Genomic DNA, 24,009 nt, shown 5'->3' with positions numbered 1-24,009 from the left:
GTAAGCACTTAAAAAAGTGCTGCGCCAAGGGCTCCGCCGGCAATAACGATAGCGACCACTGGTAAACGAAAAACGACAAGCGCGATATAGGTAATTGCCACAAACGCTATATCTGTAAGATCTTTGATACTTTGAGTGATCACTGGGTCATACAGGGTTGCCAGCAACAAGCCAAGAACCGCAGCATTCACTCCCCACAGCGCGCTTTTAATCTTAGGTCTAGATCTTAAGCGATCCCAGAATGGCAGCACACCGAACAAAAGCAAAAATGAAGGCAAAAATATCGCGAACGTCGCCAGCGCAGCGCCACTAAAGCCATTCGGACCACTTAAATGCGAAGCTCCTAAAAAACTTGCGAAGGTGAACAGCGGCCCCGGTACCGCTTGTGCCGCGCCGTAACCTGCCAAGAAAATATCTTTATCTACCCAACCAGCTGTAACGACTTGAGACTCAAGTAAAGGCAAAACGACATGCCCTCCCCCAAATACGAGGGATCCTGCATTGTAGTAAGCACTGGCTTGACTTAGGCTTTCCCAGCTCCCTCCTCGACTTACTAGTAAGGCCGCCGCTAACAAAACAAAGAAAGCACTTAGACACACGATTGGCCCAATCAAATGAACACGGCTTCGCTCATAATTAACAGCAACATCGGAAGCTGCGTCGGTAACCTTATAGCGAGAACTGAGCAGGCCAACGATCGACAGAACGAAAATCGGAGCGTATACACTATTCCAGAGCGCAAAAGCTAACGCGCTGACAACCATTATAAGAATACGTATAAAGTCCGGCGTAAGAGAATGCCTCATCGTAACGAAAGCTTGAATAACTACCGCCACTGCAACCAATTTCAAGCCTTGCAAGACGCCAGAATTTAAAAAGGAGCTGTCATTAACAAGCAGAGCCGCAAATATCGTAAGTAAAAGCGCTGATGGAAGCGTAAACGCGAGCCAGGCCGCAATCGCACCAGCATAAGAATGGCGATGATAACCTAACGCCATACCTAACTGACTACTTGCCGGCCCTGGAATGAATTGACACAGCGACAGTAAATCCGAGAAAGCTTTGTCATTGATCCAATGTAATTCATCAACAAACCGCTTTCGAAAAAAACCAATATGCGCAACTGGACCACCAAATGATGTACAGCCCAATATAAAAAACTGCGTAAATATTGCCCCGACTGAGGTCCCTTTCTCGCGATTCACGCGCGCTCCTTGTTGGTTATTTAGCGAGGCTCAGCAAAAGATTATGCGCATCGTCGGCTGACATATAAGCAGGTACCGCATAGGTTGAATTTGCTTCTTTGAACGCAGCGCGTCTGATACTCGGAAAATCCTTTAATTGAAGCGCATCGACTTTTGGAGAAATCCCTACACTTACAATCAAATCTTCAACAGCCTCAATAAACGCCAAACCTTTTTCATAAACGCTAGCATTTGCATCACAGCACTCGATAAGATCTGCGAGTTCAGCCAATCGTTCAGGCACGAAATCATGGTTAAATCTAAGAACCTTTGGCAAGACCTTAGCGTTAGCAAGACCGTGAGGTATACCGTAATAAGCGCCAAGTTGATGCGCAAATGCATGAACATAACCAAGCCCCGCAAGATTAATGGTCAAACCGCCATAAAACGAAGCAAGTGCCATATCCTCACGCGCACTTAAGTTAGCGCCCTTTTTATATACTTTGCTTAAATTATCGAACACCAACTTGATGCCAGCTTTTGAGTAGTAGCTCGACTCTTCATTGGCCATCGTACTTAAAAAAGACTCAACCAAATGCGTAAGTGCATCCATCCCAGTTGCAGCTGTTATCGCGGGAGGCAGGGCTTTCATAAGTGCAGGGTCAAGGGCTGCGATCAAAGGTACGATTTTTGACTCTATAACCAAGCCCTTTTGGTGTGTCTCGTCATCCGAAATCACAGCGCCGATGGTTACTTCAGAGCCTGTCCCCGCGGTCGTAGGAACGCAAAAGAAGGGCGCACAACCGACCTTACCTTTCAAAATTCCTACTAGTTTTTTCGGTTCAGTGTTATTTGAAGCAGCCAAAGCGATTACCTTCGCTGAATCAATAGACGACCCACCACCAACTGCCATTACCGAGTCACAATTTGCTTGCCTATAGCGCTTAAGCCCAGCTTCCACGACAGAAAAAGTAGGATCTGGTTGCACATCAGCAAATAGCTCATATGCCATTCCGTGATGTTCAAGCGATTGGAGAATATTTTCGAGCAAGCCAAGCTCATAGAGCGGACGATCAGTTACGATAAGGACTTTCTTCAAACCGAAGCTAGCAACACTCTCACACAATTTTAGTGAAGAGTTTTTTCCAGTCAGCACCGTCGGCTTAGGAATATTAATAACACTGACTAACGCTTTTAACGCTGAAATATAACCCTTACCGATAATCTGGTTTTTCTTGCGCGATGCGCCAATAGGATTAATTACTTTATCGTCAAACTGAGCAAGAATACTCTCTAAATTCATAACAGCCTCGTATTTATTATTTGGAGTGTTGAAACTGCATGCCATTGGATCACCACGGCTTTAAACACTTATAAAATCAAAAAAGGGGCATCCGCCCCTTTTCTATTTAACTATAGTCGTAGAATCCTTGGCCGGATTTACGACCTAACATTCCGCCTCTCACATACTTACGTAGTAAAGGGTGCGGGCGATATTTACTGTCGCCAAACTCATCATAGAGAACTTCCATGATCGCCAGACATACATCCAATCCAATTAAATCGCCTAAAGCGAGTGGTCCCATTGGATGATTTGCGCCCAACTTCATTGCAGCGTCAATATCCTCCGCACTAGCTACGCCATCAGCTAAGATTCCAACAGCTTCATTGACCATTGGAATTAGAATGCGATTCACAACAAATCCTGGAGCCTCTGCAACTTCTACAGCCGTTTTTCCAAGCTGAGAGGTAATATCAGCAACCTTATCGAAGGTTTCTTGCGACGTCGCGATCCCTTTGATGAGCTCAACCAACTTCATTACCGGCGCAGGATTGAAAAAATGCATCCCCAAAAATCTGTCTGGACGACTCGTTGCTGCAGCGACTTCAGTAATTGATAAAGAAGAGGTATTTGTGGCGAAAATCGTATCTGGGCCACACACCGCATCTAACTCAGTAAAGATGACTTTTTTGATATTCATATTCTCGACAGCTGCTTCAACAATAAGCGCTGCGTCAGAGACCAAACTGTTATCGTTAGAACCTTGAATTCGCGCTAAAGTCGAGTCAAAGGTTTCTTGCGTAATTTTATCCTTAGCCAATAAACGTGACAGCCCCTTCTCGATTGTCTGGAGACCTTTGTCAACTGCTTCTTGCGCAATGTCTTTGAGTACAACTTCAAAACCAGACGATGCAAACGTCTGTGCAATACCCGCTCCCATTGTACCTGCGCCAATTACGACAACTTTCATGCTCTTTCTACCTCTAACTATTTTGAATCAGTCACGATGTCTTCTGCACCGATATTAATTGATAAACGCGGCTGATCAGCTACCAACACACCGCTAATTATTTTTTCATAATCCCCAAGCTTTCGCTCAACAGAACCCTTGGTGATTCGAACTACCACATCGACAGATTCAAATAGGCTTAATTTCAGCTCTGGCATCATAGCTAAGCTATCATCTAATACTATGTCGTTAATTTCTTGTTTAGGGGAAAATCTGGCCACTGCTAATGGCATTGGCGGACCAACGCTGGCTCGCGCATACACGACCACAATTTCATTTTCATTAAATTGAGACAGCAATGCGGGTTCAATCCTTACGTCAACGCTTACTCCAACTGTTGAGGCAGGTACTTGTATGGTTGAAGGTACGCCCAGTGCTCGTTCAGCCGCAGAAATACCCTCTTCAATCGAACCGCGCGATGGGTGATTAGGTTCCAACGTTAAAATCGTCTTCCAATATTCTATAGCTTGGTCAAATTGACCTTGATCATAACTTGCCAAGGCTTTTAGTCCATAAATGTTGGTATCTTGTGGATTAAGTAGGGTCGCTTTGTTTACAGCATCGGCAACTGGAGGAGCATCGATTGCGATACCTGAGAAATACAGGGTCTGCGCCTGCAATCCGTATAATGCCGCCTTTATTTCTGGAGAGCTTTCTATCTCAGCCAACTGCCCATAAGCTTCTGCTGCAATCTCGAAATGGTTAGTGTTCAGAGCAGAGCGCGCTAACAACTCCCAACCCTCAGCATTTGCGGGATTTTCTCGTAACTTATCGCGAAGTTGAACTAGTAGGCCAAGCGTATCTCCTGCCTCTGCTTTACTCTGCGCCGCAGCAATTTCAGCAGCACTAAACTTAGAGTCTTCACTATGTAGAGCGAGATCATACGCACCCCAAGAGTTGTACAAATATGCGCTTAAGCCAACTAAAGCCAAAGCAGCGACGATTAAACTGATAAAGGTTGTTGATGTCGCTCTATCTAGGTTGTCGGTACGAGCCTGTACGTTCTTTGCATCACCAAGGAGCGTTGCCTCTAGCTCTTTCTTAATTTCTTCAAACTGAACCTGATCAATTGCATCTGAACGCAGCTCAGCATTGAGCTCTCTGAGACGTTCTTTGTATGCTCTAACGTTCGCGCGCACCCGCGCCTCGTCCGCCGTATCAACGGCAATTTCTTCAAGCTTATGCCTTTTGAACCAGGGGTGAAGTACTATCCATACAGCAACAAGAGAAAGGATTGAGGCTATTATCCAGAATTGGGTCATTGATGACTTTGCCTATAGAAATTAAATAGATGGATGACTAATCGTCAGAATATTTTTTTAACAAGGCTTCGAGTTCAGCTTGATCATCTGAATTATCCACCTTCAATGAGGAACCAGTACTTCCAGTAGCACCATTAGTATCTACAGATATCCGTTTACTTCTGGAGATACCAATAATCGCAATCAGACCTATCGCGATAAATACCCATGGCCCATACCACAACAAATACGTCTCTGATCGCACTGGAGGCTTATAAGTAACAAATTCGCCAAATCTTTGAATCATAAAGTCGACGACTTCATCATGGCTATGTCCATCTTCAACCAGTCTGTGTACTTGCGCGCGCATATCTTGAGCAATCGGCGCATTTGAATCGGCAATATCCTGATTTTGGCACTTAGGGCAACGCAATTCACGGGTTAGAGCTTGATAAGATTCTAGCTTCGTTTCAGAACTAAATTCATATACATCAATGTCGGCATTAAGTGACTCAAAGCCAATAGCAAGGACAAAAAGCAGGACAAATCTCATTGGTATTTACTCCTTGAGCAGTGCGTTAAACCGCGGAGCCAATTGTACCTCCCAAACACGATGATTCACCTCACCGACATGTCGATAGCGTACTACACCATTTTGATCGATGATGTAGGTTTCTGGTGCACCATACACCCCTAAATCGAACCCGAACTTCCCTCGCGGATCAAATAGGTTCAACGAATAAGGATCACCAAGCCCGTCTAACCACTGTAACGCTTTCGCTCTATCATCTTTGTAATTCAGACCAATAATTGGAACACCTTGTTGTGCAAGTGCCATCAGATACCCGTGCTCACTCTTACAAGCTGGGCACCATGTTGCCCACACGTTAAGTAGCGAAGGCTTCCCACCTAAATCAGAGTTAGTGAGTAGTTTGCTTGGATATTCAAGCGATTGTAACGAAAATGTTGGGAGTGGATCGTTCAGGCGTGCTGTTTCTAACTTGCTCGGGTCTTTGCCCAAAGCTGTGTATAAAATAAGTCCTAGACCGACTGCTAACATCAAAGGGGTCAAGAATACGAGACGAGACTTCATTTACTTAGCAAACTCCGAATTTGATGGCATCACTACTTGGCTCACTTTTTCTTTAGGACGATAACGTTTATCAAACACAGCTAAGCCACCTGCAATAAACATGAAAATTGCGCCAAGCCAAATCCATCGAATGAGGGGCTTATATTGAACTCTCACGGCCCATGCACCGCCATCGAGCTCCTCTCCAATCGCCACGTAAACATCTCGCAAGAAACCCGGATCAATCCCAGCTTCCGTCATAGGATTAGCTTGAGAAAAATACACACGTTTTTCAGGCTTGAGGACCGAAACAACTTGCCCATCACTCAACACATCAACGTTAATCCGAGACGCTTCATAATTAGGCCCCTGAATAGCGTGCAAGGAAGCAAAATGAAGCTCATATTGTCCTAGCGCTACTTTCTGACCAATCTCAATGCGAACGTCTCGCTCGACAGAGTGAAGCGACACAATCGTTGCACCAACAATCATAAGAGCAAAGCCAAGGTGGCCAAATACCATGGCATAGTACGCCGAACCCAATGCCAATTTGTTTTTCAAATTGCCGGCTCTAGCTACGGCTTTCTTGCGAAGATCATTCAGTGTAATTAATGCGACCCACAAGCCTAACAAGATTGCGAGCATTGAAATCCAATCCCACGCAATACCAGATATCGCAGTGAACACAAGGGTCAGCACAACTGACACCACTGCAACCACACGTAACTTCTTAACCAGAACTTTGGGCTCTATCGATTTCCAATTAGCGGCCAGTCCGAAGCCAAGTAAAACCGCCAGGATAGCCATCAAAGGAGAAAATACAGCATTGAAGTACGGAGGGCCTATTGAAAGTTTTCCTGCACCTATGAAATCTAATACCAAGGGGTAAAGCGTACCGATCATGACTGTAATCCATGCAACCACAAGCACGATATTATTACCCAACAAGAAGCTTTCGCGCGATAACAGCTTGTGCTCGCTCTTTCCAACAAGATCCGGCGCTCGCCAAGCATATAAGCCCAGCGACACAATCATCGTAATACCCAAAAGCGCTAAAACGAAAGAGCCACGAGACGGGTCTGACGCAAAAGCGTGAACAGAGGTAAGTACACCAGATCGGACTAAGAATGTACCCAGCAGGCTCAAGGAAAATGCAATGATTGCCAAGAACACGGTCCAACTTTTGAAGGCACCGCGTTTCTCAGTCACAGCAAGAGAGTGCATCAGAGCTGTGCCAACTAACCAAGGCATAAATGAAGCATTTTCTACTGGGTCCCAGAACCACCAACCGCCCCAGCCTAATTCATAGTATGCCCACCAACTTCCCAGCGCGATACCAAGCGTTAAGAATGCCCACGCAACAATAGTCCAAGGTCGAGACCACCTTGCCCAAGCGCTATCAAGACTGCCACCCAGTAGAGCCGCTATAGCAAAAGCAAAGGCCACAGAGAAGCCCACATATCCCATGTACAACATTGGCGGATGCACGATCAAACCAAAGTCTTGAAGCAACGGGTTGAGGTCGCTTCCTTCTAGCGGTGTATTTGGAAGCAAACGGTCAAACGGATTAGACGTCAGTAAAATAAACAGCAAGAATCCAATACTAATCATGCCCATCACGGCAAGCACTCTAGCGAGCATCTCGCGTGGCAATTGTTTACTGAATATGGCAACCGCTATTGTCCAACCTGCCAAGATAAGAGCCCAAAGCAATAGTGAGCCTTCGTGCCCACCCCATACGGCACTGATCTTATAGTACACAGGCAATAGCGTATTGGAGTGGCCAGCCACATACTTAACGCTAAAGTCATCTTGAACAAATGCGTTTGCAAGGATTAAAAAAGCGACAAAGATAAAGAAAAATTGGCCAAATGCTAACGATCGCCCTGTTTCCGTCCATACGGGAGAATTTTTCGCTACGCCATAAAGTGGTGTAATGCTTTGTAGACAGGCAAACAATAAGCCTATTATCAGTGCGAAATGACCCAGCTCTGGTAACATTTAGTATTCCTTATCTGAAGTGTATTGATCGCTGTAACCTTCATACCCAGACTTTTCGAGTGCCTCTGCAACTTCTGGAGGCATGTAATTCTCGTCATGCTTGGCAAGCACTTCGTCTGCAATGAGAACACCCTCATTATTAATCCGCCCTAAAGCGACAATACCTTGCCCTTCTCTAAATAGATCCGGCAGTATGCCCGTGTAATTGACTTCGACATCGGCAACGTAGTCAGTCAAAACAAATTTAACGGTAAGATCATCTTCGCTACGAGATACTGAACCTTCACGAACCATTCCACCGGCCCGAATTTTCACCCCTTCAGGAGCTTTACCTTCGGAAATCTCCGTCGGGTTGTAGAATAGATTTATATTCTCGCTCAGTGCGTACATAGCTAGCCCTATCGCAACACTAAGACCACAGACTAGAAAACAGATAATCAGCAATCGCTGCTTACGCTTCGGATGCACTACTTTGACTCTCTCTTTTGTTTCAATAGACGACGAATTCTTTTTTCAGTGGTGGTTTTAGCCTTTGCTCTCCCGTCAAAACAGAAAAACGCTAAACCAAAAAATAAGGCGAACGATACGCCGTAAGATAACCAAACATAAAAAGTATGGTGGCCCATCTCAAAATATTCAGCCATTGCTCCGCTCACCTTCGATATTCAATAACTTATGGACCCAACGCGTTTTAAGCTCTCGTTGAACGATTTCTGCCTGCATACGTACGAGAACCAAGGCCGTAAAAAAACAGTAAATGCCAATCACCATGATCAATAGTGGCAACCACATCTCAACCGGCATTGCGGGTTTCTCTGTTAACGTAAACGTTGCGGGTTGATGCAGTGTATTCCACCAATCAACCGAATATTTAATGATCGGAATATTTATTACCCCCACCAATACGAGTACGTATGATGCTCTTGCACGATTATCGGCGCTTTGAATGCTAGAACGAAGTGCTATGACGCCAAAATACAAAAACAATAGTAAAAGCATCGATGTTAAACGCGCATCCCACACCCACCAGGTTCCCCATGTGGGCTTGCCCCAGACAGCACCTGTAAATAACGCAAGAAATGTCATGACGGCACCAATTGGCGAAGCGCAAGCGATGAAATAGTCGCTTATTTTCATTCGCCAAACGAGCCCGACAAGCGCAGCCGCAGCCATCATCATGTAGCACGACTGGGCTAAAATCGCAGTAGGAACATGGATGTATATAATTCTAAAGCTGTCACCCTGTTGGTAATCAGGCGGTGCAATAAACAAGCCCCAAAAGCACGCTCCCAGCATGAGCGCACAACCAACCCCAAAGAGTGGTCCGTTGTAACGTTCTGCGAAGTCATACAACCACTTAGGAGATCCGAAGCGGTGGAACCATGTCCATTTCGTATTTGCCATTTACACTTTCACTTTTCTAAACATCGCATATGATCTTTAAACTCGCGCCCGCAGCAAACGGACAAAGGACGCAATAAAGCATGGTGATTGCGCCAAGCATCGCAAAGGAACCAGAGATAGACGCCCCGTCGACTGATAATCCAACAACCCCAGAGCCAAAAATCAATACTGGTACTGTTAATGGTAAAACCAAAAGCATTAACAATATGCCTCCGGTTTTTGCGCTAGCAGTTAATGCTGCGCCAACGCTCACGATATGCGCCAATGCCAATGACCCAAGCAATAGCGATAAAATCAGCACCCCGAGCGCTTCAAACGGAAAGTGGAGCATCGTCGTTAACAAAGGCACCATAGCGAGTAGCGGTAATATACTAATCGCCCACAACGCAAGAACCTTAACAAAAACAAGCGCAAATATAGGGTGTGAAGACTGAAGCCACAACTCGATTGTTCCGTCGTCAAAATCAGCTTTAAACATTGATCCTAAGGTCAACATCAAACTCAAAAGAACAGCCACCCAAATTAGCCCTGTGGAACTTATACGTAAGAATTCCACCCCAGGGTCAACTCCCAAAGGGAAGAGCATCACCACCAAAACAAAAAACATGACAGAGTTTAATAGGTCTTGCTTGCCACGAATGACAACCCGCGCCTCGTGCAACCATAGCTGAAACAACGCATTCTTTGGTTGTTTATCCATCCAAAACAACCTTCTTCAAGCGCGGATGCTCAATATGATGATGACTTGTAAAAATAACCAAATTGCCCAAATCCGATAATTCGACAAGTACTTGCTCAAGAAATGAGACAGTCTCTTTATCTAATGAAGCAAATGGTTCATCTAGCACGAAAACCTTAGCTTTACTCAAGAATATTCGAGATAGACCAACGCGCCTGCGTTGGCCTTCAGACATATCGCTACAAGGTACGTCGATATAATCGTCCAAGCCGAATCGCGCCAAAGCATCACTCCTTTGCTGGCGAGTCGTGCTCGATGCCAATAAGCTGTGCGCACTTAGATTTTCATCTGCGGTTAATGCCGGCTTTAATGGAACCTTATGGCCAAAATAACACAACTGATGTTTAAAGAAGGCTGTATTGATAGCTCCCTCAAACCCAGTATATACACCTGCAATAATCCGTAGAAGCGTACTTTTACCCGCCCCATTTCGACCAGCTATTTGTATCAGTTCACCTGCGCTAAACTTCAACGTCAGATCTTCAAATAAGACCCTATCGTCACGTTCACAGCTTAGTCCTTGGGTGCTAACCAAATAATCGGTCATATTAAGCGTTCAGGTCACAAAAAATTTGGGCTGCAGTATAAGGGATTTTTAAGAAAGGAAAAATCTTGAATAAGGCCGTTTAGATTACAAATAAAAAAGGCCGGTAAAAACCGACCTTTTTCAAAGCTAATTGCTGTCGTTTAGAAACGTTCAGCTTTCGGCTTAGAACACTCACCACGTGATGGATCAACCGAACAACGGATCTTCCACAATAGGCCAAGTGCTTTTGCATCAAGAACACCCTCGTCACGAAGTGACGCACGGATTTCAGTACGGAACTTCTCTAGAGCTGCTTGAGAATCTGCATCAGTTTTGATCCAGTACTTAGCAGGAATTGCAGCCTCTGCATCATCAACCATTTTGTTGATGTCTGGTAGGCGAGCAAGAATGTACTCACGCATGTTTTGACCGAATTCAGGAGCAAAACGGTCTTTATGAGAAATCATCTGCATCATACCGTACAGAAGCTTCTCATCGATGATACCGCCTTTTTCGCCAAGACCATGATACAACTCAAATACGTCGTAACCTAGCGCAACCATTGGTAGGATGTCGATGTTACCGTTATTGAACTGGCCAGAGAACGTAGCTAGCGATGTACCAACTGGAGATGCACCAGCTAGATCTGCAAACTTGTGGCTCTGTGGATCTTCGTTAAGTACAGATACTTTCTTACCACTGAACTCAGGAACAGTATCAATATCACGATCGTTTACGAACAAGTAAACAGAACCAACAGGAAGCGTACCAACCATTTCGTAGTTGCCATTCGTTAAGAAAGGAGCCAACTTAGGGTTAGTCAATGTTTTAAGAACACGAGCTAGACCTTCTTCGTCAATGATACCGCCAAGCGCATCAAGCGTACCGCCAAATGGCACGTAAGGACGACTAAGGATTGCTGTTAAGAAAACAACATCACATAGGCCTGCTTTAAAATCGTTTGAAGCTACTTTTTCATCTGTGTAAGCAGCGATTTCGATGTCCATGCCCCAACCGATACCTTTAGCAGTAAGGTCAGAGAAGAACGCCACAGCAGGGCCGTTTTTACCAACAGGGTCATAAAGACAGAATTTTTTCTTTTCTAATGCTGCAGAAGCTGTCGAAGAAACAGCAACCAACAACAAAGAAGCAAGAATGCGACGAAAAGTCATTTGCACACACCTCAGCGCTTAGTTATCAATTAGATTTATTAGATAAAAACGAGTAATTATTTATTTAAGATCTCGCAGAAATCGCTGCGCAGTCTACAAGAAATAACATTTGGTGACAAAGTTCACGAAGCTCAAAGTAGGACCTATTTACCGCTTTAGTGAACTACGGCACTATACGAACAATTAACAGTATTTTAGTTTTCTATTTATTTCGATTCGTGATTTAGGCAAAACGTTCAGAATGGACTCAGGCAAAAACCATAGTAATAGTTCTCACTGTTGCCTACTTTGCGGGGCTTCAGAGATCTACCATTTTTATTTCGATCAACGTCTAACGAGAGAGTTTTATCAATGCCAAGCATGCGAGTTAGTTTTTGTTCCAAGTGAATTTCACTTATGTCCGAAAGAAGAAAAAGAAATATACGATCACCACGACAATAACCCTAACGACCCAAACTATCGCAGTTTTTTAAACAAATTAGGTAGCGTTATGATCGAAAATCTACCTACCGCATCTCAAGGACTAGATTTCGGTAGCGGACCGGGCCCTACCCTGTCATTAATCTTTGAGGAAGCAGGTCACGAATGCGAAATCTATGACAAGTTTTATGCTGACGATAAAGAAAAACTAAACACAGAATACGACTTCATCAGCTCGACCGAAGTGGTTGAGCATTTAGACGCACCGAGCCAAACGTTTGAACTTCTGTTTTCATTATTAAGGGCGAACGGAATACTAGGCCTGATGACAAAGTTGCATACCCAAAACATCGATTTTGGGGGTTGGCATTATAAAAACGATCCAACACATATTTGTTTCTACAACCCCGCGACAATGCAATATCTGGCGAACCGCTTTAATAAGCAGCTCACCATCATTGGAAGTGATGTTATTTTGTTTACTTAAGAGGCTTTCGCTTCAGGGCCAGTTTGATGACATACCGGACCAGCTCGAGATTCTACTTCAGCTTTAAGTTTTTTCATTAAACCGAACATAAAAGCGAATTCGCACACGACAAATAGCGGCCCGATTAGAAGACCTGTCATATCGTCGACAAATGCAGGTTTCTTCCCTTCATAAAAGTGGCCTACAAACTGAAAAACCCAACCAACAACGAATAAACCGATACTCCATACCAGCCACTCGATAGTTGATAGAGATGCAACATACTGCGCGCCATAGATAGTCATACTAAACACCAAGCCCATTAAAATGCCGAGTTTGATATCTAATGCGAGGTAATACAGACAGGCTGCACCAACAACAAAATAAACTGGAGCCAAAACAAGGCCAAACAATGCAAACTCAGGACGAGCAAGTAAAGCAGCAATCGCAAAAACAATGAGGGGAATACCAACAAAGTGCGTCAGAATATTTCGTGGGTCGCGATGATAATTCGCGTACATAACAAGTTGTTGAGTTAAAGTTTTCATTATTATCCTCCTAAGCCATGTCGAAGACCGATACTATATAGCCGACAGAAAAAAGAAACTGTCAGCTAGACGACAAAGTTATTGATTCAAAATCTGGCTCAATCGCAATGCGTCAATAATCGTAAGATGCCCATAGTCGAGCTTAAGGACGCCATCTGACTCTAGATCTTTTAAAATTTGATTTGCGGTTTGACGCGAGATTGACAGCATCGCCGCAAAACTCGCTTGATCAACATTTAAGGTAACAGTGCCTAACCCATCATATGTAATATTGTTAGGGAGATATTCCCCGCTGATCGCGTTGTTCACCATCAAAACTAAACGTTTAACGACGCGCTGCTTTGCCGGCAACAAAACTAAATCCTCCATTAAGTGGAAGGTCGCCCTGAGCTTTCCCGACATCAAGACCCCGAAATCTCTCCAATAATTAGGTTTTATTGCCAAAAGGCTATTAAGTTTGTCATGTCTCAAACATAACAATTGGGTCTTGCTTGAGGCTACGGCATTGTGTGTTCGAACATCCCCATCGAATAGCGCAAGCTCCCCAAACCAGTCCACCGGCTCAATGAACGTAAGTAAAGCTTCTTTCCCTTCACGGTTTACACCAAAAATCTTGACGCTACCGCTTAATACCGCATAGACACCGCCATTAAGTGCGTTGCGCTGAAAGATTGACTCGCTCGTTTCAAAATAAGAAACACTCGAAATACCTAGCATATCCGACTTAAACTCAGCCGAACGCCCTCGGAACCAAGCATTCCGTTCAAGTAGCGGTAATAGGTGTTGAAAATTCGACCCATCCATAAAATTGGCTATCTCAAAGATTGCATCAGGGAATTACGGGTCAATCGCCTTAGTACTATAAAACCAAGAAACCCTAGCAGTACTGAGCTAAAGCCGACACCCAATATGAGAGCCGACAAGTTTAATACTGGATTCGCACCGAATAAAGCAATCGAAACCGCATTTAAGGCCGCTTCGGCACAGAGAAATCCTGCCAGGCTTGCAACAAAACCTAGAATGAAGAACTCAAGAAAATACGCTTTCTGAAGGACTGTACTGCGCACCCCAAGCACTCTATAAATTAATGATTGATGCTCCCTCTCTGAAATCTTAGAAAGTGTAATTGCCGCAATCACAAGTACCGAAGCTGCCAAAATTAGATACAAAACAAAACTCAGCACTGTAGAAACTTGATTCACGATTGACTGGATCTTTCCGATCAACAGATCAAGCTCCAAAACACTTACCGTTGGGTAAGAGCGAGACAGCTCGTTAATCACGGTTTTTTGGTCTTCAGGCAAATAAAAGCTAGCAATATAAGTGTTTGGAAAGTCATTCAACGCCCCGTCTTTAAACAGGACGTAAAAATTCGGCTTCATACTTTCCCAATCAACTTTGCGAATACTAGAAACGGTTGCGACCACTTCTAAACCTGCGACATTAAAGGTCAAACTATCGCCGAGTGATACACCAATGTTGTCAGTCAATTCTTGCTCGACGGAAACTGATAATCCCTCACTATCACTGCCCCATGCCCCATCAACTATTTCATTGCCTTCAGGCATGTCTTCAACCCAGCTTAGATTCAACTCACGATTAAGCGCAGCAACGTCTTTTGTGACGGCAACTTTCACATCTTCGCCATTGATATGAGACATTCGCCCTCGCACCATTGGATACATATGCGAAACATTGATGCCATTGCTCGCCAAAAGCTCTTTCACACCCTTAACTTGAGGCTCAGTAATGTTGATCAAGAAATGATTTGGAGCGTTCTCTGGTATTTGCTGCTGCCATTGTGCAATGAGTGATTCACGAACAATAAAAATCGAAGCAAACAAACAAAAGGCAAATGCATACACTAAACATTGGGCAAAAGTATTACCGCGCTGAGATACCAGCGCCTGCACAGCAAGCGAAGCTCCCGACTCACTCTTCTTCAAATATTTTGAAGAAACGTACTCTAGTGAGCGTGCCAAAATGAAAACGATGACTCCAACAACGACCATCAATAAACACGACCCCAATACAAACAATACCAATAAAAGTATGGACTGGGTGTATATCGCTAACGTAAACAAAAGGACAGCAATCAATAAGACGTAGTAGAAACGACTAACCGGCCTAAGAAATCCTTCTTCAGGACGCAAAACAGCCATCGGTTTTACGCCAGACAGTGCAAATACTTGCGGAATAGCGCTCCCAAAGAGTGTCAATACGGTGACTAAAACCGCTACCAATACGGCAGACATCGACAAATCAAATTCAACACGTAGTTCAACGTCAGGCAATAGCGGCGCAATGACAGACGATAAACTACCACTAACTAGCTGCCCTAAAACAAGTCCAAGACAAACAACAACAAGTCCAATAAATCCAAGTTTTAGGACGTACACTAATACGACCTCACGCCCGGTAAGACCAAGTGTTTTAAGAATCGCCACACTTCGAATTTGCTGAGAAGAATACTGCCTCGCAGCAAGTGATATGGCCAACGAAGACAACAATGCAGCCAAACACGAAGACAGCAATAAAAACGCCTCTGCTTTTTGAAGCGCCTCGGCAATCGCAGGGCGCGAATCAGCAACACCTTCGTAACGCTGACTATTATCGAGCTGCTCAACAATCCAATCATCGAAAACTCGCAACTGCTCGATATCACCCGCAAAATAGTAGCGATACTTTACCCTACTACCGGGCTGAACAACCTGTGTCGCCGCCAAATCATCGAGACGCATTAATAGCCTAGGCTGTATATCCCCCAGGTTAAAACCGATATCAGGCTCTTGAATCAGAGCAGGCCCAACTAGTAGATCAGCATCCCCCACACCGATGCTATCGCCCAGTTTTACGTTAAGCAGATTATTAAGGCGCGACTGCATTGCTATATTACCTGAGGCGACTTTGCTACCTTGAGGCTGACCAGATAACTGAAGTGAACCTAGCAATGGGTATGCATTGTCAACAGCCTTGACGGATACAAGCTGGCTAGCCGAATCGCTAAAAACCATCGACCGAAACTCTACTGCTAAGCCATGTCGTAAACCTATCTGATTCGCGTATTCAAGAACCACAGGATCTAACTCTCGGGGCGAGACGACTTGCCTATCCGCCGCCAGCAATTCACTTGAAGAACTATTAAGCGCTTCTTTCAAGAAGCTCGTTAATGACAAAATGCTTACGATCGCGAACACCGACAACAAACTCGCAAGGAACATCAACCTAAGGGCAGGAAGCTTCCTCTGTTCAACAAAACTATTAAGCGCATATTGAATCAGACGAAAAGACACCTCAGACCTCCTCGTTATGCGTTACTAATGCGCCCTGATCGATCGTGAGTTTTTGAGTGCATCGGTTTGCCAGCTCGTCATCGTGAGTAACTAAAATAAGCGTTACTCCTTGCTCCTCATTGAGCTCAAAAAGCAGATTGGCAACAGAATGGCCTGTATTGGAATCAAGATTGCCAGTTGGTTCATCGGCAAATAAAATCGAAGGTTCACAAGCGAAAGCGCGTGCAATCGCTACGCGCTGCTGCTCACCACCAGACAATTGCTTAGGAAGGTGATTGGCTCGTTCCGCTAAACCAACCCGCTCAAGAAATGATTGTGCTTTTGACTCTGCGTTTTGTTCGCCCGCTAAGTTAAGAGGCAGGGTTACATTTTGAAGCGCCGTAAGATGATCTAGTAGATGGAAAGATTGAAAAACGAAACCAACGCGCTCTTTTCTTAGTTTTGCGCATTCGTCTTCAGATAGAGATGAAATATTTATTTCATCAATTTTCACGCTACCACTACTCGCGTTATCTAAACCTGCGAGAATGCCTAAAAGCGTTGTTTTACCAGAACCAGAACGACCAACTAGCGCACAACTGCCCCCTGCAGGTACACTGAAAGATATATCACTAAGAACCTGCAGTGAACCTGTTTCTAGTTCTACTCGTTTACTGACTGAATCTACCAATAACGAAGACGCGTTTACTGTGTTAGTCAACACTGTTTACAAACCTCAAAAATAAGATGCACTAATGACTCAAACGAAATTCAAGCGACTGTTTTTATTACTAATAAGCTTAACGCTTTATACGCAGTCAACGATAGCTTCGACCACATTAAAAAGCCGTATACTCATACTCGGAGACAGCCTCAGTTCAGCGTATGGAATACCTTACGAACAAGGTTGGGTAGCACTGGCGCAAAAAGAAATCGACGACATAGCAATCATCACAAACGCCAGCATCAGCGGTGAAACGACTGTAGGGGGACTTCAAAGCCTACCAGGACATCTAGAGCGCGTTCAGCCAGACGTCGTTGTAATAGAGCTTGGAGCAAATGATGGTTTAAGAGGGTTTCCATTGCCTGGCATTAAAAACAACTTGCAAGCCCTAGTTGACCTATCAAAGCAAGCAAACGCAAAAGTGGTTCTTCTGGGCATACATATCCCACCGAACTATGGAAAGCGTTACACCGAAGGGTTTTATCAAAACTTCTTAAATATAGCCGAGCAAAATGAGTTAGAGTTTGTTCCATTTATGCTTGACGGTGTCGCATTGAAATCTGAGCTAATGCAATCAGACCGGCTTCATCCAAATGCTGATGGACAACCAATTATTTTGAATCATGTATTGCCTGCTATCACGAGAGCTTTAGATGAGCTGCACGCAGATTAAATGTATTCTCTTAAGAATCTTAAACCCTCTGTCTCAGAGTAATAAGTAGATCCCTTTGCGCCAAAACCAACGTGGCCACCTTTTTTTAAAGGTCGAAAGAAGAAGCTACTATTTTGCTTAGCCTCTTCAAAAGGAAAGCACCTCTCACTAAGAAATGGATCATCCAAAGAACTGACTAGAAGCGTTGGAATATTTATATTGGGGATATGGGGAAGACAACTGCTTTGTACCCAGTAATCTAGTGCGCTAGTAAAACCATTCATCGGCGCTGTATATCGTCCATCGAAATCAGCAAATGTCTTGATTTTTTTGAATCCATCAAGCGAGACCTGACCCGGAAACATCTCAGCCTTTAGTTTCAACTTCTCGTACAGAGAGGCCAGAAAGTTTTTCATATAGATTCGATTGATCGGTTTTGCCAATACCTCTGAGCTCGAGACCAGATCACAGGGAACAGAAAAAGTAACAGCCGCGGAAATCTTGTTGTTTACTTGATTGCGATCCCGTCCCAAATACAAAAGCGTTTTGTTCCCACCAATGCTGAACCCGCATAGCGCAATATTCTGATAGCCCATACTATCAACGTGATCGATGAGCAGTGATAAATCATCTATCGATCCGCTATGGTAACTTTGCAGTTTGTTATTGGCCCTGCCGCCACAACCTCGATAGTTCCAGGCAACTACGTCCCACCCTTCATCAATCGCACGAGACACCATGCCCAACACGTATGGTCTGCGACTATGACCCTCGAGTCCATGACTTACAATCAGCACTCGATTGCTACCTTGCGAATATCTATCAAACCAAAACTTATCACCATCTGGCGTACTAATGGATGATTCGACTCTTTTAAACCGGATGTTTTGCACCCTTCTAAAAGAACAAGCGATCGTATGAACGTGAGCATTTAAATAGAGGGAAGTAGGCCTATAATCATCTTCTAAAAGAGGCATAAAAGATTCACATCTGATTGATTTATATACAATTTAAGATTATTTATGATAACTCGTACAAATATTTCTAGAAAGTGGATATTTTTTGTTGACGACCTCAGAATCGGCCAGTATTATTCGCGCCGTTGTTTAGTTCCCCGATAGCTCAGTTGGTAGAGCAACGGACTGTTAATCCGTGGGTCGCTGGTTCAAGCCCAGCTCGGGGAGCCAACAAGATTTCTAAAAGGCGTTTTACAAAAGTAAGACGCCTTTTTAATGCCCGAAAGAAATGTATACAACAAATCCGTGGTAAACCCTCGCGGCTTTACCTAGCTCAAGCCCAGCTCGGGGAGCCACCAACAAAATTTCTGGCAGTTGTGCACACAGCGAACCCTAAGCCAGCTATTGTAGGTCTACCTGTTCATGACAACGATCAATAAAGATAACGTCTAGCGCTCTAGTTCAAGAAGCGAAATCATTTACCAACACTTTAAAGCGCGGCGACTTTCTTTTGCAGGAATTGATAACGCTTGTATTGTGCATGCTGTTCAGGGATATGGGCGACGTTTTCGAGGCACTGCGTACAGCGACTAACCAACTGACCAAGCGCTCCTTGAGTTTCGATCATCTTGAGTGTTACTTGGACAATATTAAGATTTAGCGCAGGATGCTTAGGCGTGCATTCCAAAGCATCATTGAATGATTCAATCGCAGCTTCCAAATCACCTGATTCAAAAGATTTAATCCCCGTTTTATTGAGTTTTCTTGCTCGCACTTTAGCTTGAAGACCAACAGGCTCATCAATCAACTCGTTAATAGACTTAATCATAGAAGCATTGTCTTGCTCCGCAGCGGCTAAACTAGACAACAACCCTTCTGCCTCTTCAGTCTCACCCATGCTGTAGAGTGTTCTTGCGTACTCTAACTGAGTCGCTGAATCAAGCTCTTGGTCAGAGATTAGTTTTTTTGCTTTTGCAAAAATCTCATCAGACTTTCGGTGATCCCCTTGACCTTGATAAGTCCGTGCCTCTATCAAAGCAGCATTCATTCGAACAGTCGGATCATCCTTAAATTTCTTAGCGACTCTCCCCATCACCTGAACAGCTTCTTTTGCGCGTTTCTTACCGAGCTCACTTGTATCGCCGTCTGCCATATCAGACAAGCAACGACCAAGATTCAAGTAGTTCTCTGGCTTATCATGAACTGAGTGAAAGCCAAGTTTCATTGAGGCTTTATAAGCACCTGCGGCCCCTTCAATATCACGATTATCAGTGCAAACTTCGGCTAGTTTTTGTTGACGATTGTACGCGTGCGGCGATATTCCCACGGCGTCTTCTAAAGTGCGCTGTGCATCGCGCGGTTGATTCATAGACAAATACGCATCCGCTAATTCATCATATGCTTCGATGACATTCGGATTGACATCTAAAACTTGCGTAAAGTCATCGACCGCTCCTTCTACCTCGCCGACAGCTGCTTTAACTCGCCCTAATCCAAGCCGCGCCCAGCCGATGTCACGCTTCGTCAAAACATCATTGTAGATCTTGCGCGCCTTTTCCATCTCACCTTCGTGATAATACAAGTTTGCGAGCGTTCGCAGACACCACAAAATATAACGAGTTTCACGCTTTATCTCTTGTCCCAATAAAGCAATGGCTTTCTTAGAGTCGCCCTCATCAATCGCTGCATTGATCGGCTTGAGCACTTCGCTCTGCTCAATAAGACGATCCATTCTCTCCTGAAGAACAGACTTGGTAAGCGGCTTTGTAATATACCCATCCGGAAGATATTCCAAAGCGCCCATGACCATGTCTTTTGAAGTCTCTGCCGTCACCATCACAAAAATGCCAGTATGTTTAAGCAGCTTGTTATATCTCAGCTCTTCCAGAACCTGCTGACCATTCTTGCCATCACCTAAATTGTAATCACAAATTATGATGTCAAATTCTTCTTTCTCGCATCGAGAGATCGCATCCTCGCCGTTTATAGCAACATCAATTTGTTCAACGCCAAAGGCTCTAACCATTTGTTTAATTGAAAGCCTAAAGTTTTCAAAATCATCAATGATTAAAAATCTGAGGTTACGATAATATTTTGCAAGTTGTACTTGTCGAGACACGCTCATAATGGGAAATTTCAGTTTCTTTTTTAATCAGTTTAGACGGATTTTTATAAATTTAAACTTTATAATCACGACCTTAGCAGCTTATGCACGGAGTTCAGAAAATTTGAATAATTACCCCATTTTTATTGCCTTCGATACCATAGATACATATGAGCGACAAATCCCGATCTCAGCTTCTTGGTCACTACCTGACGGACAAATTAAAACGACCCTTATTAATCCCGATGAAGATTGGGAAGAGTATATTTTGGATAATCCAAGCATCGACATAGATTTGTTAATAGATCAGGGAGCGACCCCAGCAGAAACGCTAAAAGAGCTGGCGCACGACAGTGAAGAAGGAAGTATTTTTTGCGCCGATTACTACACCGATAACGCAGCTTACACTGAGCTATACGAAGCCATAAATAGCGATCCGTCAATGGAATTGTCGGAATGGCAGTCTACGCTGGACACGGGAGCCTCAGGTCAGGTTGAACAAATGAGGCAATGGATCATTGAGCAACACAGCTTAAATATTGAACTGTCGGAAGATCGTGTCAAAGCGATGCTGTTTAGCTATCACGAACTGCAATATAAATAACGCATTTGTGACCCATGCAAATAGGCCACGGTTGCCATTACTGTAATATCAAGCAGTTAAACTAATAAAGAAAGTAGCATCCATGCCAACTACCAATACTTTACGTGTTATTGCGCTGCTAACTGCGCTTTTTACATCTGTTACTACCTTTGCAAGAGGTCCAGCAGCACCAACCGACCCAGTTTTAGATCGCGAAGGCCGCGACTACCTTGCTATCGGTACACATTTTAATCAATTCAAGTCTATTTTATTGGTACTTGAACCGGTTCCAGGCAGTGATGATTCTGCTAGCTCTATATTTGAGTTCCCACTTACAGCACAAACATACGGTGCATCTCTTACCTATGGAACCCACATCACTGACAACTTCTTTACTGAATTACGATACGGCCAAGGCGTCATCTCCGACACTTTAAGTGCCGGCGCCTTAGAAGTGAATATAAACGAATGGTTTAACTGGTACATTGGCGGAGCATATGCGGTTACTGACTACGCGACAGCATATGCTAAATATGGCCTGACTTTTTATAACGCGGATATCACACGTTACGAGACAGAACGGTTTCAATTAGGAGAAGTCCCTCCATTCGGAAGCACTGACACCTATCTGCCAAGTACCACGCAGATGGAGGAAGAACTGTTTGGTGACAATTTCAGCTCTTCATGGCTCGTAGGAATTGATTTTGGCATCTATAAAGACATTTATTGGTCATTCGAGTACGGTCGACTACTCAATGACAATACGTCAGGAATCAAAGTCTATCAGTTCAATTCGTTGCTGAAATACGAATTCTAAGCTCATAACCTCACGTACGGCTCGACTCGTGCGTAATCAGCCAACACTTGTGGATTTTCTGGTTACGCTCGAAATCTTTATCTAATGACTTTCTAGTAAAATCTACAACCTCAAAACCATTCTCAATCGAAACATCAAGCTTAAACTTACGAAGATTAGTCGAGAACACTAATTTTCCGTCTTCGCTCAACAGACTCATTGCAGATTCAATCAAAAACTTATGGTCCGCCTGAACATCGAAGACACCTTCCATTCGCTTAGAATTTGAAAAGCTTGGCGGGTCAATAAAGATCAGATCGTATTGATTTTTGTTTCCACTCTCATTTTCAGAAACGGCATTCTCCAACCATTCCATGCAGTTGGCGCGTTCAAACTTGTAATTTCCCCCTTTCAATTTATTAAGCGCAAAGTTTTTCTCAGCCCACCTTAAATACGTCTGGGACATATCTACGCTGAGTACACTACATGCACCACCGAGCGCAGCATGCAAACTCACTACACTTGTATAAGAAAATAAATTTAGAACCTTCTTGCCCTTTGATTCTGCCTTTATCCATCGGCGTATTGCGCGATGATCAAGGAACAAACCGGTGTCCACATAGCGCCCGATATTCACTTTGATACGCGCACCATTCTCACGAACTACAAAACCCTCTCCTTCGACATGCTCCTTCTCGTACTGCGACACGCCTTTTTTCACGCTTCGCTGCTTAACAAATATTTGATTTACTGATACTTCGCAGGTATCCGCAATGGTTTTAAGCCCCTCACTCAGACGCTCTAACGATGCTCGTTCATTGACAGATTTTGGAGGCGCGTATTCTTGAATGTAGAGATAGACTTCACCTTGCTCACTTTCATAACGGTCGATTGCAAAGGCAAATTCTGGCATGTCTGCATCATAGAGGCGGTAACAGGAAATATCGTTTTTTGCAGCCCACTTAGAAAACTGTTTTTGATTTTTCTTTAAGCGATTGGCGAGCATTGCAGCACGCTCTTGATTTGCTACACGCCACAAAGAAGGGTTCTGAAGATATTCTTGTGAACTCAGCCAAGGCGTCTTAAAACGGTTGTCCGCATTAAGGCCAAACAATAGTAGAGCAACATCTAAGGCTCCATTAACAAACTTGTAGCGCTTAAAATAACGCCAACCCAAGGCTTTTTCTAATTTCTCGTTGCTTGTAAAAACACCTGCTTTCCAGCCATGAAAATACTCGTCGAATTTATCACCAAGATCGCGATATAAAGCCATTAGAGTTTCGACTTCTCCGAGCCTTTCCCCATAAGGAGGGTTTGTCAGCAACAAACCTTTCTCAACATTGGGAGGCAACTCTAAATCTGAAACAGACTTCTTCTCAACATGAATAAACTCATGCAAGCCAGCCCTTTTAATGTTTTCCCATGCAACCGAAATCACACGAGCATCTGCATCATATCCAATAATTTTATTATCAAACGCTTCTCTACCAGTTGTTGCGCGTCTTCGGAATACCCAGAGCATAGAGATTTTGATTTTCCAGAAATGCCAGCTTGATAACCTCTATTATATGCACGTTGCATTGGGTTTCTTTTCTGTCTTTTCATTGAGTGGACCTCTTTTTGAATCTGCTGAATAAGCGTATCGAGACGTTAACATTAAGTCTCAAATACACTTACAAGGTGTTTTGTAATTCGCTTTATCGCTGCTTAAATTGTCGCAGCTTAGATTGTGTCAGAACTCCTTAATACTTCTTCAGTTACATGAAGAAAAGTTTGAACGTTGCGCTTTTAAGCGCGCTTAGCAAGAACGGCTTTTTAATGCTTTAAATACAGTACCAAAGCATCTGTTCAAAAGTAT

At 43.9% G+C, this 24,009-nt stretch carries 24 protein-coding genes and 1 tRNA gene; 5 read left to right on the top strand and 20 right to left on the bottom strand.

From position 1 onward, the window contains the following. Positions 1 to 8: 8 nt before the first annotated feature. The 13 genes from chrA to A3762_RS17680 all read right to left on the bottom strand — a co-directional run bounded on the left by chrA (position 9) and on the right by A3762_RS17680 (position 11,630). A complete protein-coding gene (gene chrA / locus A3762_RS17740) occupies positions 9 to 1,205 on the bottom strand; it encodes a chromate efflux transporter (protein WP_068756904.1) in 1,197 nt (398 codons plus the stop codon). A gap of 16 nt (positions 1,206 to 1,221) precedes the next feature. Then, positions 1,222 to 2,487 carry an iron-containing alcohol dehydrogenase gene (locus A3762_RS17735; RefSeq protein ID WP_197469359.1) on the bottom strand — a complete coding sequence of 422 codons (1,266 nt, stop codon included), beginning with the start codon at positions 2,485 to 2,487 and terminating at the stop codon, positions 1,222 to 1,224. A 106-nt stretch (positions 2,488 to 2,593) separates the two neighbouring features. Then, complete coding sequence (locus A3762_RS17730) at positions 2,594 to 3,436, bottom strand: 3-hydroxybutyryl-CoA dehydrogenase (RefSeq protein ID WP_068756902.1); 843 nt, start codon at positions 3,434 to 3,436, stop codon at positions 2,594 to 2,596. Between the two features lie 17 nt (positions 3,437 to 3,453). Beyond that, entirely contained in the window at positions 3,454 to 4,737 is a 1,284-nt protein-coding gene (gene ccmI / locus A3762_RS17725; protein WP_068756900.1) for a c-type cytochrome biogenesis protein CcmI, read from the bottom strand. A 37-nt stretch (positions 4,738 to 4,774) separates the two neighbouring features. Further along, entirely contained in the window at positions 4,775 to 5,269 is a 495-nt protein-coding gene (locus A3762_RS17720) for a cytochrome c-type biogenesis protein (protein WP_068756898.1), read from the bottom strand. Positions 5,270 to 5,275: 6 nt separating this feature from the next. Then, positions 5,276 to 5,809, bottom strand: a complete 534-nt coding sequence (locus tag A3762_RS17715) for a DsbE family thiol:disulfide interchange protein (RefSeq protein ID WP_068753659.1) — start codon at positions 5,807 to 5,809, stop codon at positions 5,276 to 5,278. Further along, positions 5,810 to 7,789: a heme lyase CcmF/NrfE family subunit gene (locus A3762_RS17710; protein ID WP_068756897.1), complete on the bottom strand. Its 1,980-nt coding sequence runs from the start codon at positions 7,787 to 7,789 to the stop codon at positions 5,810 to 5,812. It lies immediately after the preceding gene. After that, positions 7,790 to 8,257, bottom strand: coding sequence for a cytochrome c maturation protein CcmE (gene ccmE / locus A3762_RS17705; RefSeq protein ID WP_068756895.1), 468 nt, complete (start codon positions 8,255 to 8,257; stop codon positions 7,790 to 7,792). Next, positions 8,257 to 8,415 carry a hypothetical protein gene (locus tag A3762_RS28895; protein WP_369820695.1) on the bottom strand — a complete coding sequence of 53 codons (159 nt, stop codon included), beginning with the start codon at positions 8,413 to 8,415 and terminating at the stop codon, positions 8,257 to 8,259. The genes ccmE and A3762_RS28895 overlap by 1 nt, the downstream gene beginning before the upstream one ends. 10 nt (positions 8,416 to 8,425) lie before the next feature. Then, on the bottom strand, positions 8,426 to 9,193 hold the full coding sequence (locus A3762_RS17695; RefSeq protein WP_068756893.1) for a heme ABC transporter permease: 768 nt from the start codon (positions 9,191 to 9,193) through the stop codon (positions 8,426 to 8,428). A 16-nt stretch (positions 9,194 to 9,209) separates the two neighbouring features. Beyond that, the gene (gene ccmB / locus A3762_RS17690; RefSeq protein ID WP_068756891.1) at positions 9,210 to 9,893 is read right to left on the bottom strand and encodes a heme exporter protein CcmB; all 684 of its coding nucleotides are present in this window, start codon (positions 9,891 to 9,893) and stop codon (positions 9,210 to 9,212) included. Then, a complete protein-coding gene (gene ccmA / locus A3762_RS17685; RefSeq protein WP_068475824.1) occupies positions 9,886 to 10,479 on the bottom strand; it encodes a heme ABC exporter ATP-binding protein CcmA in 594 nt (197 codons plus the stop codon). The genes ccmB and ccmA overlap by 8 nt, the downstream gene beginning before the upstream one ends. A 140-nt stretch (positions 10,480 to 10,619) precedes the next feature. Beyond that, on the bottom strand, positions 10,620 to 11,630 hold the full coding sequence (locus A3762_RS17680) for a putative solute-binding protein (protein ID WP_068475826.1): 1,011 nt from the start codon (positions 11,628 to 11,630) through the stop codon (positions 10,620 to 10,622). Positions 11,631 to 11,871: 241 nt separating this feature from the next. On the opposite strand from A3762_RS17680, the gene A3762_RS17675 reads away from it, so the two are divergent. Further along, positions 11,872 to 12,537, top strand: a complete 666-nt coding sequence (locus A3762_RS17675; RefSeq protein WP_082869220.1) for a class I SAM-dependent methyltransferase — start codon at positions 11,872 to 11,874, stop codon at positions 12,535 to 12,537. Here A3762_RS17675 and A3762_RS17670 read toward each other — a convergent pair. From A3762_RS17670 to A3762_RS17655, 4 genes are all read right to left on the bottom strand, one after another. Then, the gene (locus A3762_RS17670; protein WP_068756889.1) at positions 12,534 to 13,064 is read right to left on the bottom strand and encodes a DUF962 domain-containing protein; all 531 of its coding nucleotides are present in this window, start codon (positions 13,062 to 13,064) and stop codon (positions 12,534 to 12,536) included. The two genes, A3762_RS17675 and A3762_RS17670, sit on opposite strands and share 4 nt — an antisense overlap. Positions 13,065 to 13,142: 78 nt before the next feature. Then, the gene (locus tag A3762_RS17665) at positions 13,143 to 13,868 is read right to left on the bottom strand and encodes a Crp/Fnr family transcriptional regulator (protein ID WP_068756886.1); all 726 of its coding nucleotides are present in this window, start codon (positions 13,866 to 13,868) and stop codon (positions 13,143 to 13,145) included. Between the two features lie 8 nt (positions 13,869 to 13,876). Further along, positions 13,877 to 16,357, bottom strand: coding sequence for an ABC transporter permease (locus tag A3762_RS17660; protein WP_068756884.1), 2,481 nt, complete (start codon positions 16,355 to 16,357; stop codon positions 13,877 to 13,879). A gap of 1 nt (position 16,358) precedes the next feature. Beyond that, positions 16,359 to 17,057 (bottom strand): ABC transporter ATP-binding protein, encoded by a 699-nt coding sequence (locus A3762_RS17655; protein ID WP_068475854.1) that lies wholly within the window; start codon positions 17,055 to 17,057, stop codon positions 16,359 to 16,361. 34 nt (positions 17,058 to 17,091) lie between these two features. On the opposite strand from A3762_RS17655, the gene A3762_RS17650 reads away from it, so the two are divergent. Further along, positions 17,092 to 17,733 carry an arylesterase gene (locus tag A3762_RS17650; RefSeq protein WP_068756883.1) on the top strand — a complete coding sequence of 214 codons (642 nt, stop codon included), beginning with the start codon at positions 17,092 to 17,094 and terminating at the stop codon, positions 17,731 to 17,733. Here the strand turns inward: A3762_RS17650 and A3762_RS17645 are convergent. Further along, positions 17,730 to 18,509 (bottom strand): YheT family hydrolase, encoded by a 780-nt coding sequence (locus A3762_RS17645; RefSeq protein ID WP_197469358.1) that lies wholly within the window; start codon positions 18,507 to 18,509, stop codon positions 17,730 to 17,732. The two genes, A3762_RS17650 and A3762_RS17645, sit on opposite strands and share 4 nt — an antisense overlap. Before the next feature lie 314 nt (positions 18,510 to 18,823). Here A3762_RS17645 and A3762_RS17640 point away from each other — a divergent pair. Further along, positions 18,824 to 18,899, top strand: a tRNA-Asn gene (locus A3762_RS17640). A gap of 259 nt (positions 18,900 to 19,158) precedes the next feature. On the opposite strand, the gene A3762_RS17635 is transcribed toward A3762_RS17640, so the two are convergent. Further along, positions 19,159 to 20,793 carry a tetratricopeptide repeat-containing response regulator gene (locus A3762_RS17635; RefSeq protein WP_068756881.1) on the bottom strand — a complete coding sequence of 545 codons (1,635 nt, stop codon included), beginning with the start codon at positions 20,791 to 20,793 and terminating at the stop codon, positions 19,159 to 19,161. A 103-nt stretch (positions 20,794 to 20,896) separates the two neighbouring features. Here A3762_RS17635 and A3762_RS17630 point away from each other — a divergent pair, with 103 nt between their 5' ends. Further along, a complete protein-coding gene (locus tag A3762_RS17630) occupies positions 20,897 to 21,376 on the top strand; it encodes a hypothetical protein (protein ID WP_156493558.1) in 480 nt (159 codons plus the stop codon). A gap of 82 nt (positions 21,377 to 21,458) precedes the next feature. Next, a complete protein-coding gene (locus A3762_RS17625) occupies positions 21,459 to 22,172 on the top strand; it encodes an outer membrane beta-barrel protein (RefSeq protein WP_068756877.1) in 714 nt (237 codons plus the stop codon). 10 nt (positions 22,173 to 22,182) lie between these two features. On the opposite strand, the gene rlmKL is transcribed toward A3762_RS17625, so the two are convergent. Next, positions 22,183 to 23,673: a bifunctional 23S rRNA (guanine(2069)-N(7))-methyltransferase RlmK/23S rRNA (guanine(2445)-N(2))-methyltransferase RlmL gene (rlmKL, locus tag A3762_RS28445; protein WP_068756875.1), complete on the bottom strand. Its 1,491-nt coding sequence runs from the start codon at positions 23,671 to 23,673 to the stop codon at positions 22,183 to 22,185. Positions 23,674 to 24,009 lie beyond the last annotated feature (336 nt).

Source organism: Oleiphilus sp. HI0125 (genome assembly GCF_001635355.1).
Note: the sequence above shows the minus strand (reverse complement) of the source record. Positions and strands in the feature narration are given on the sequence as shown.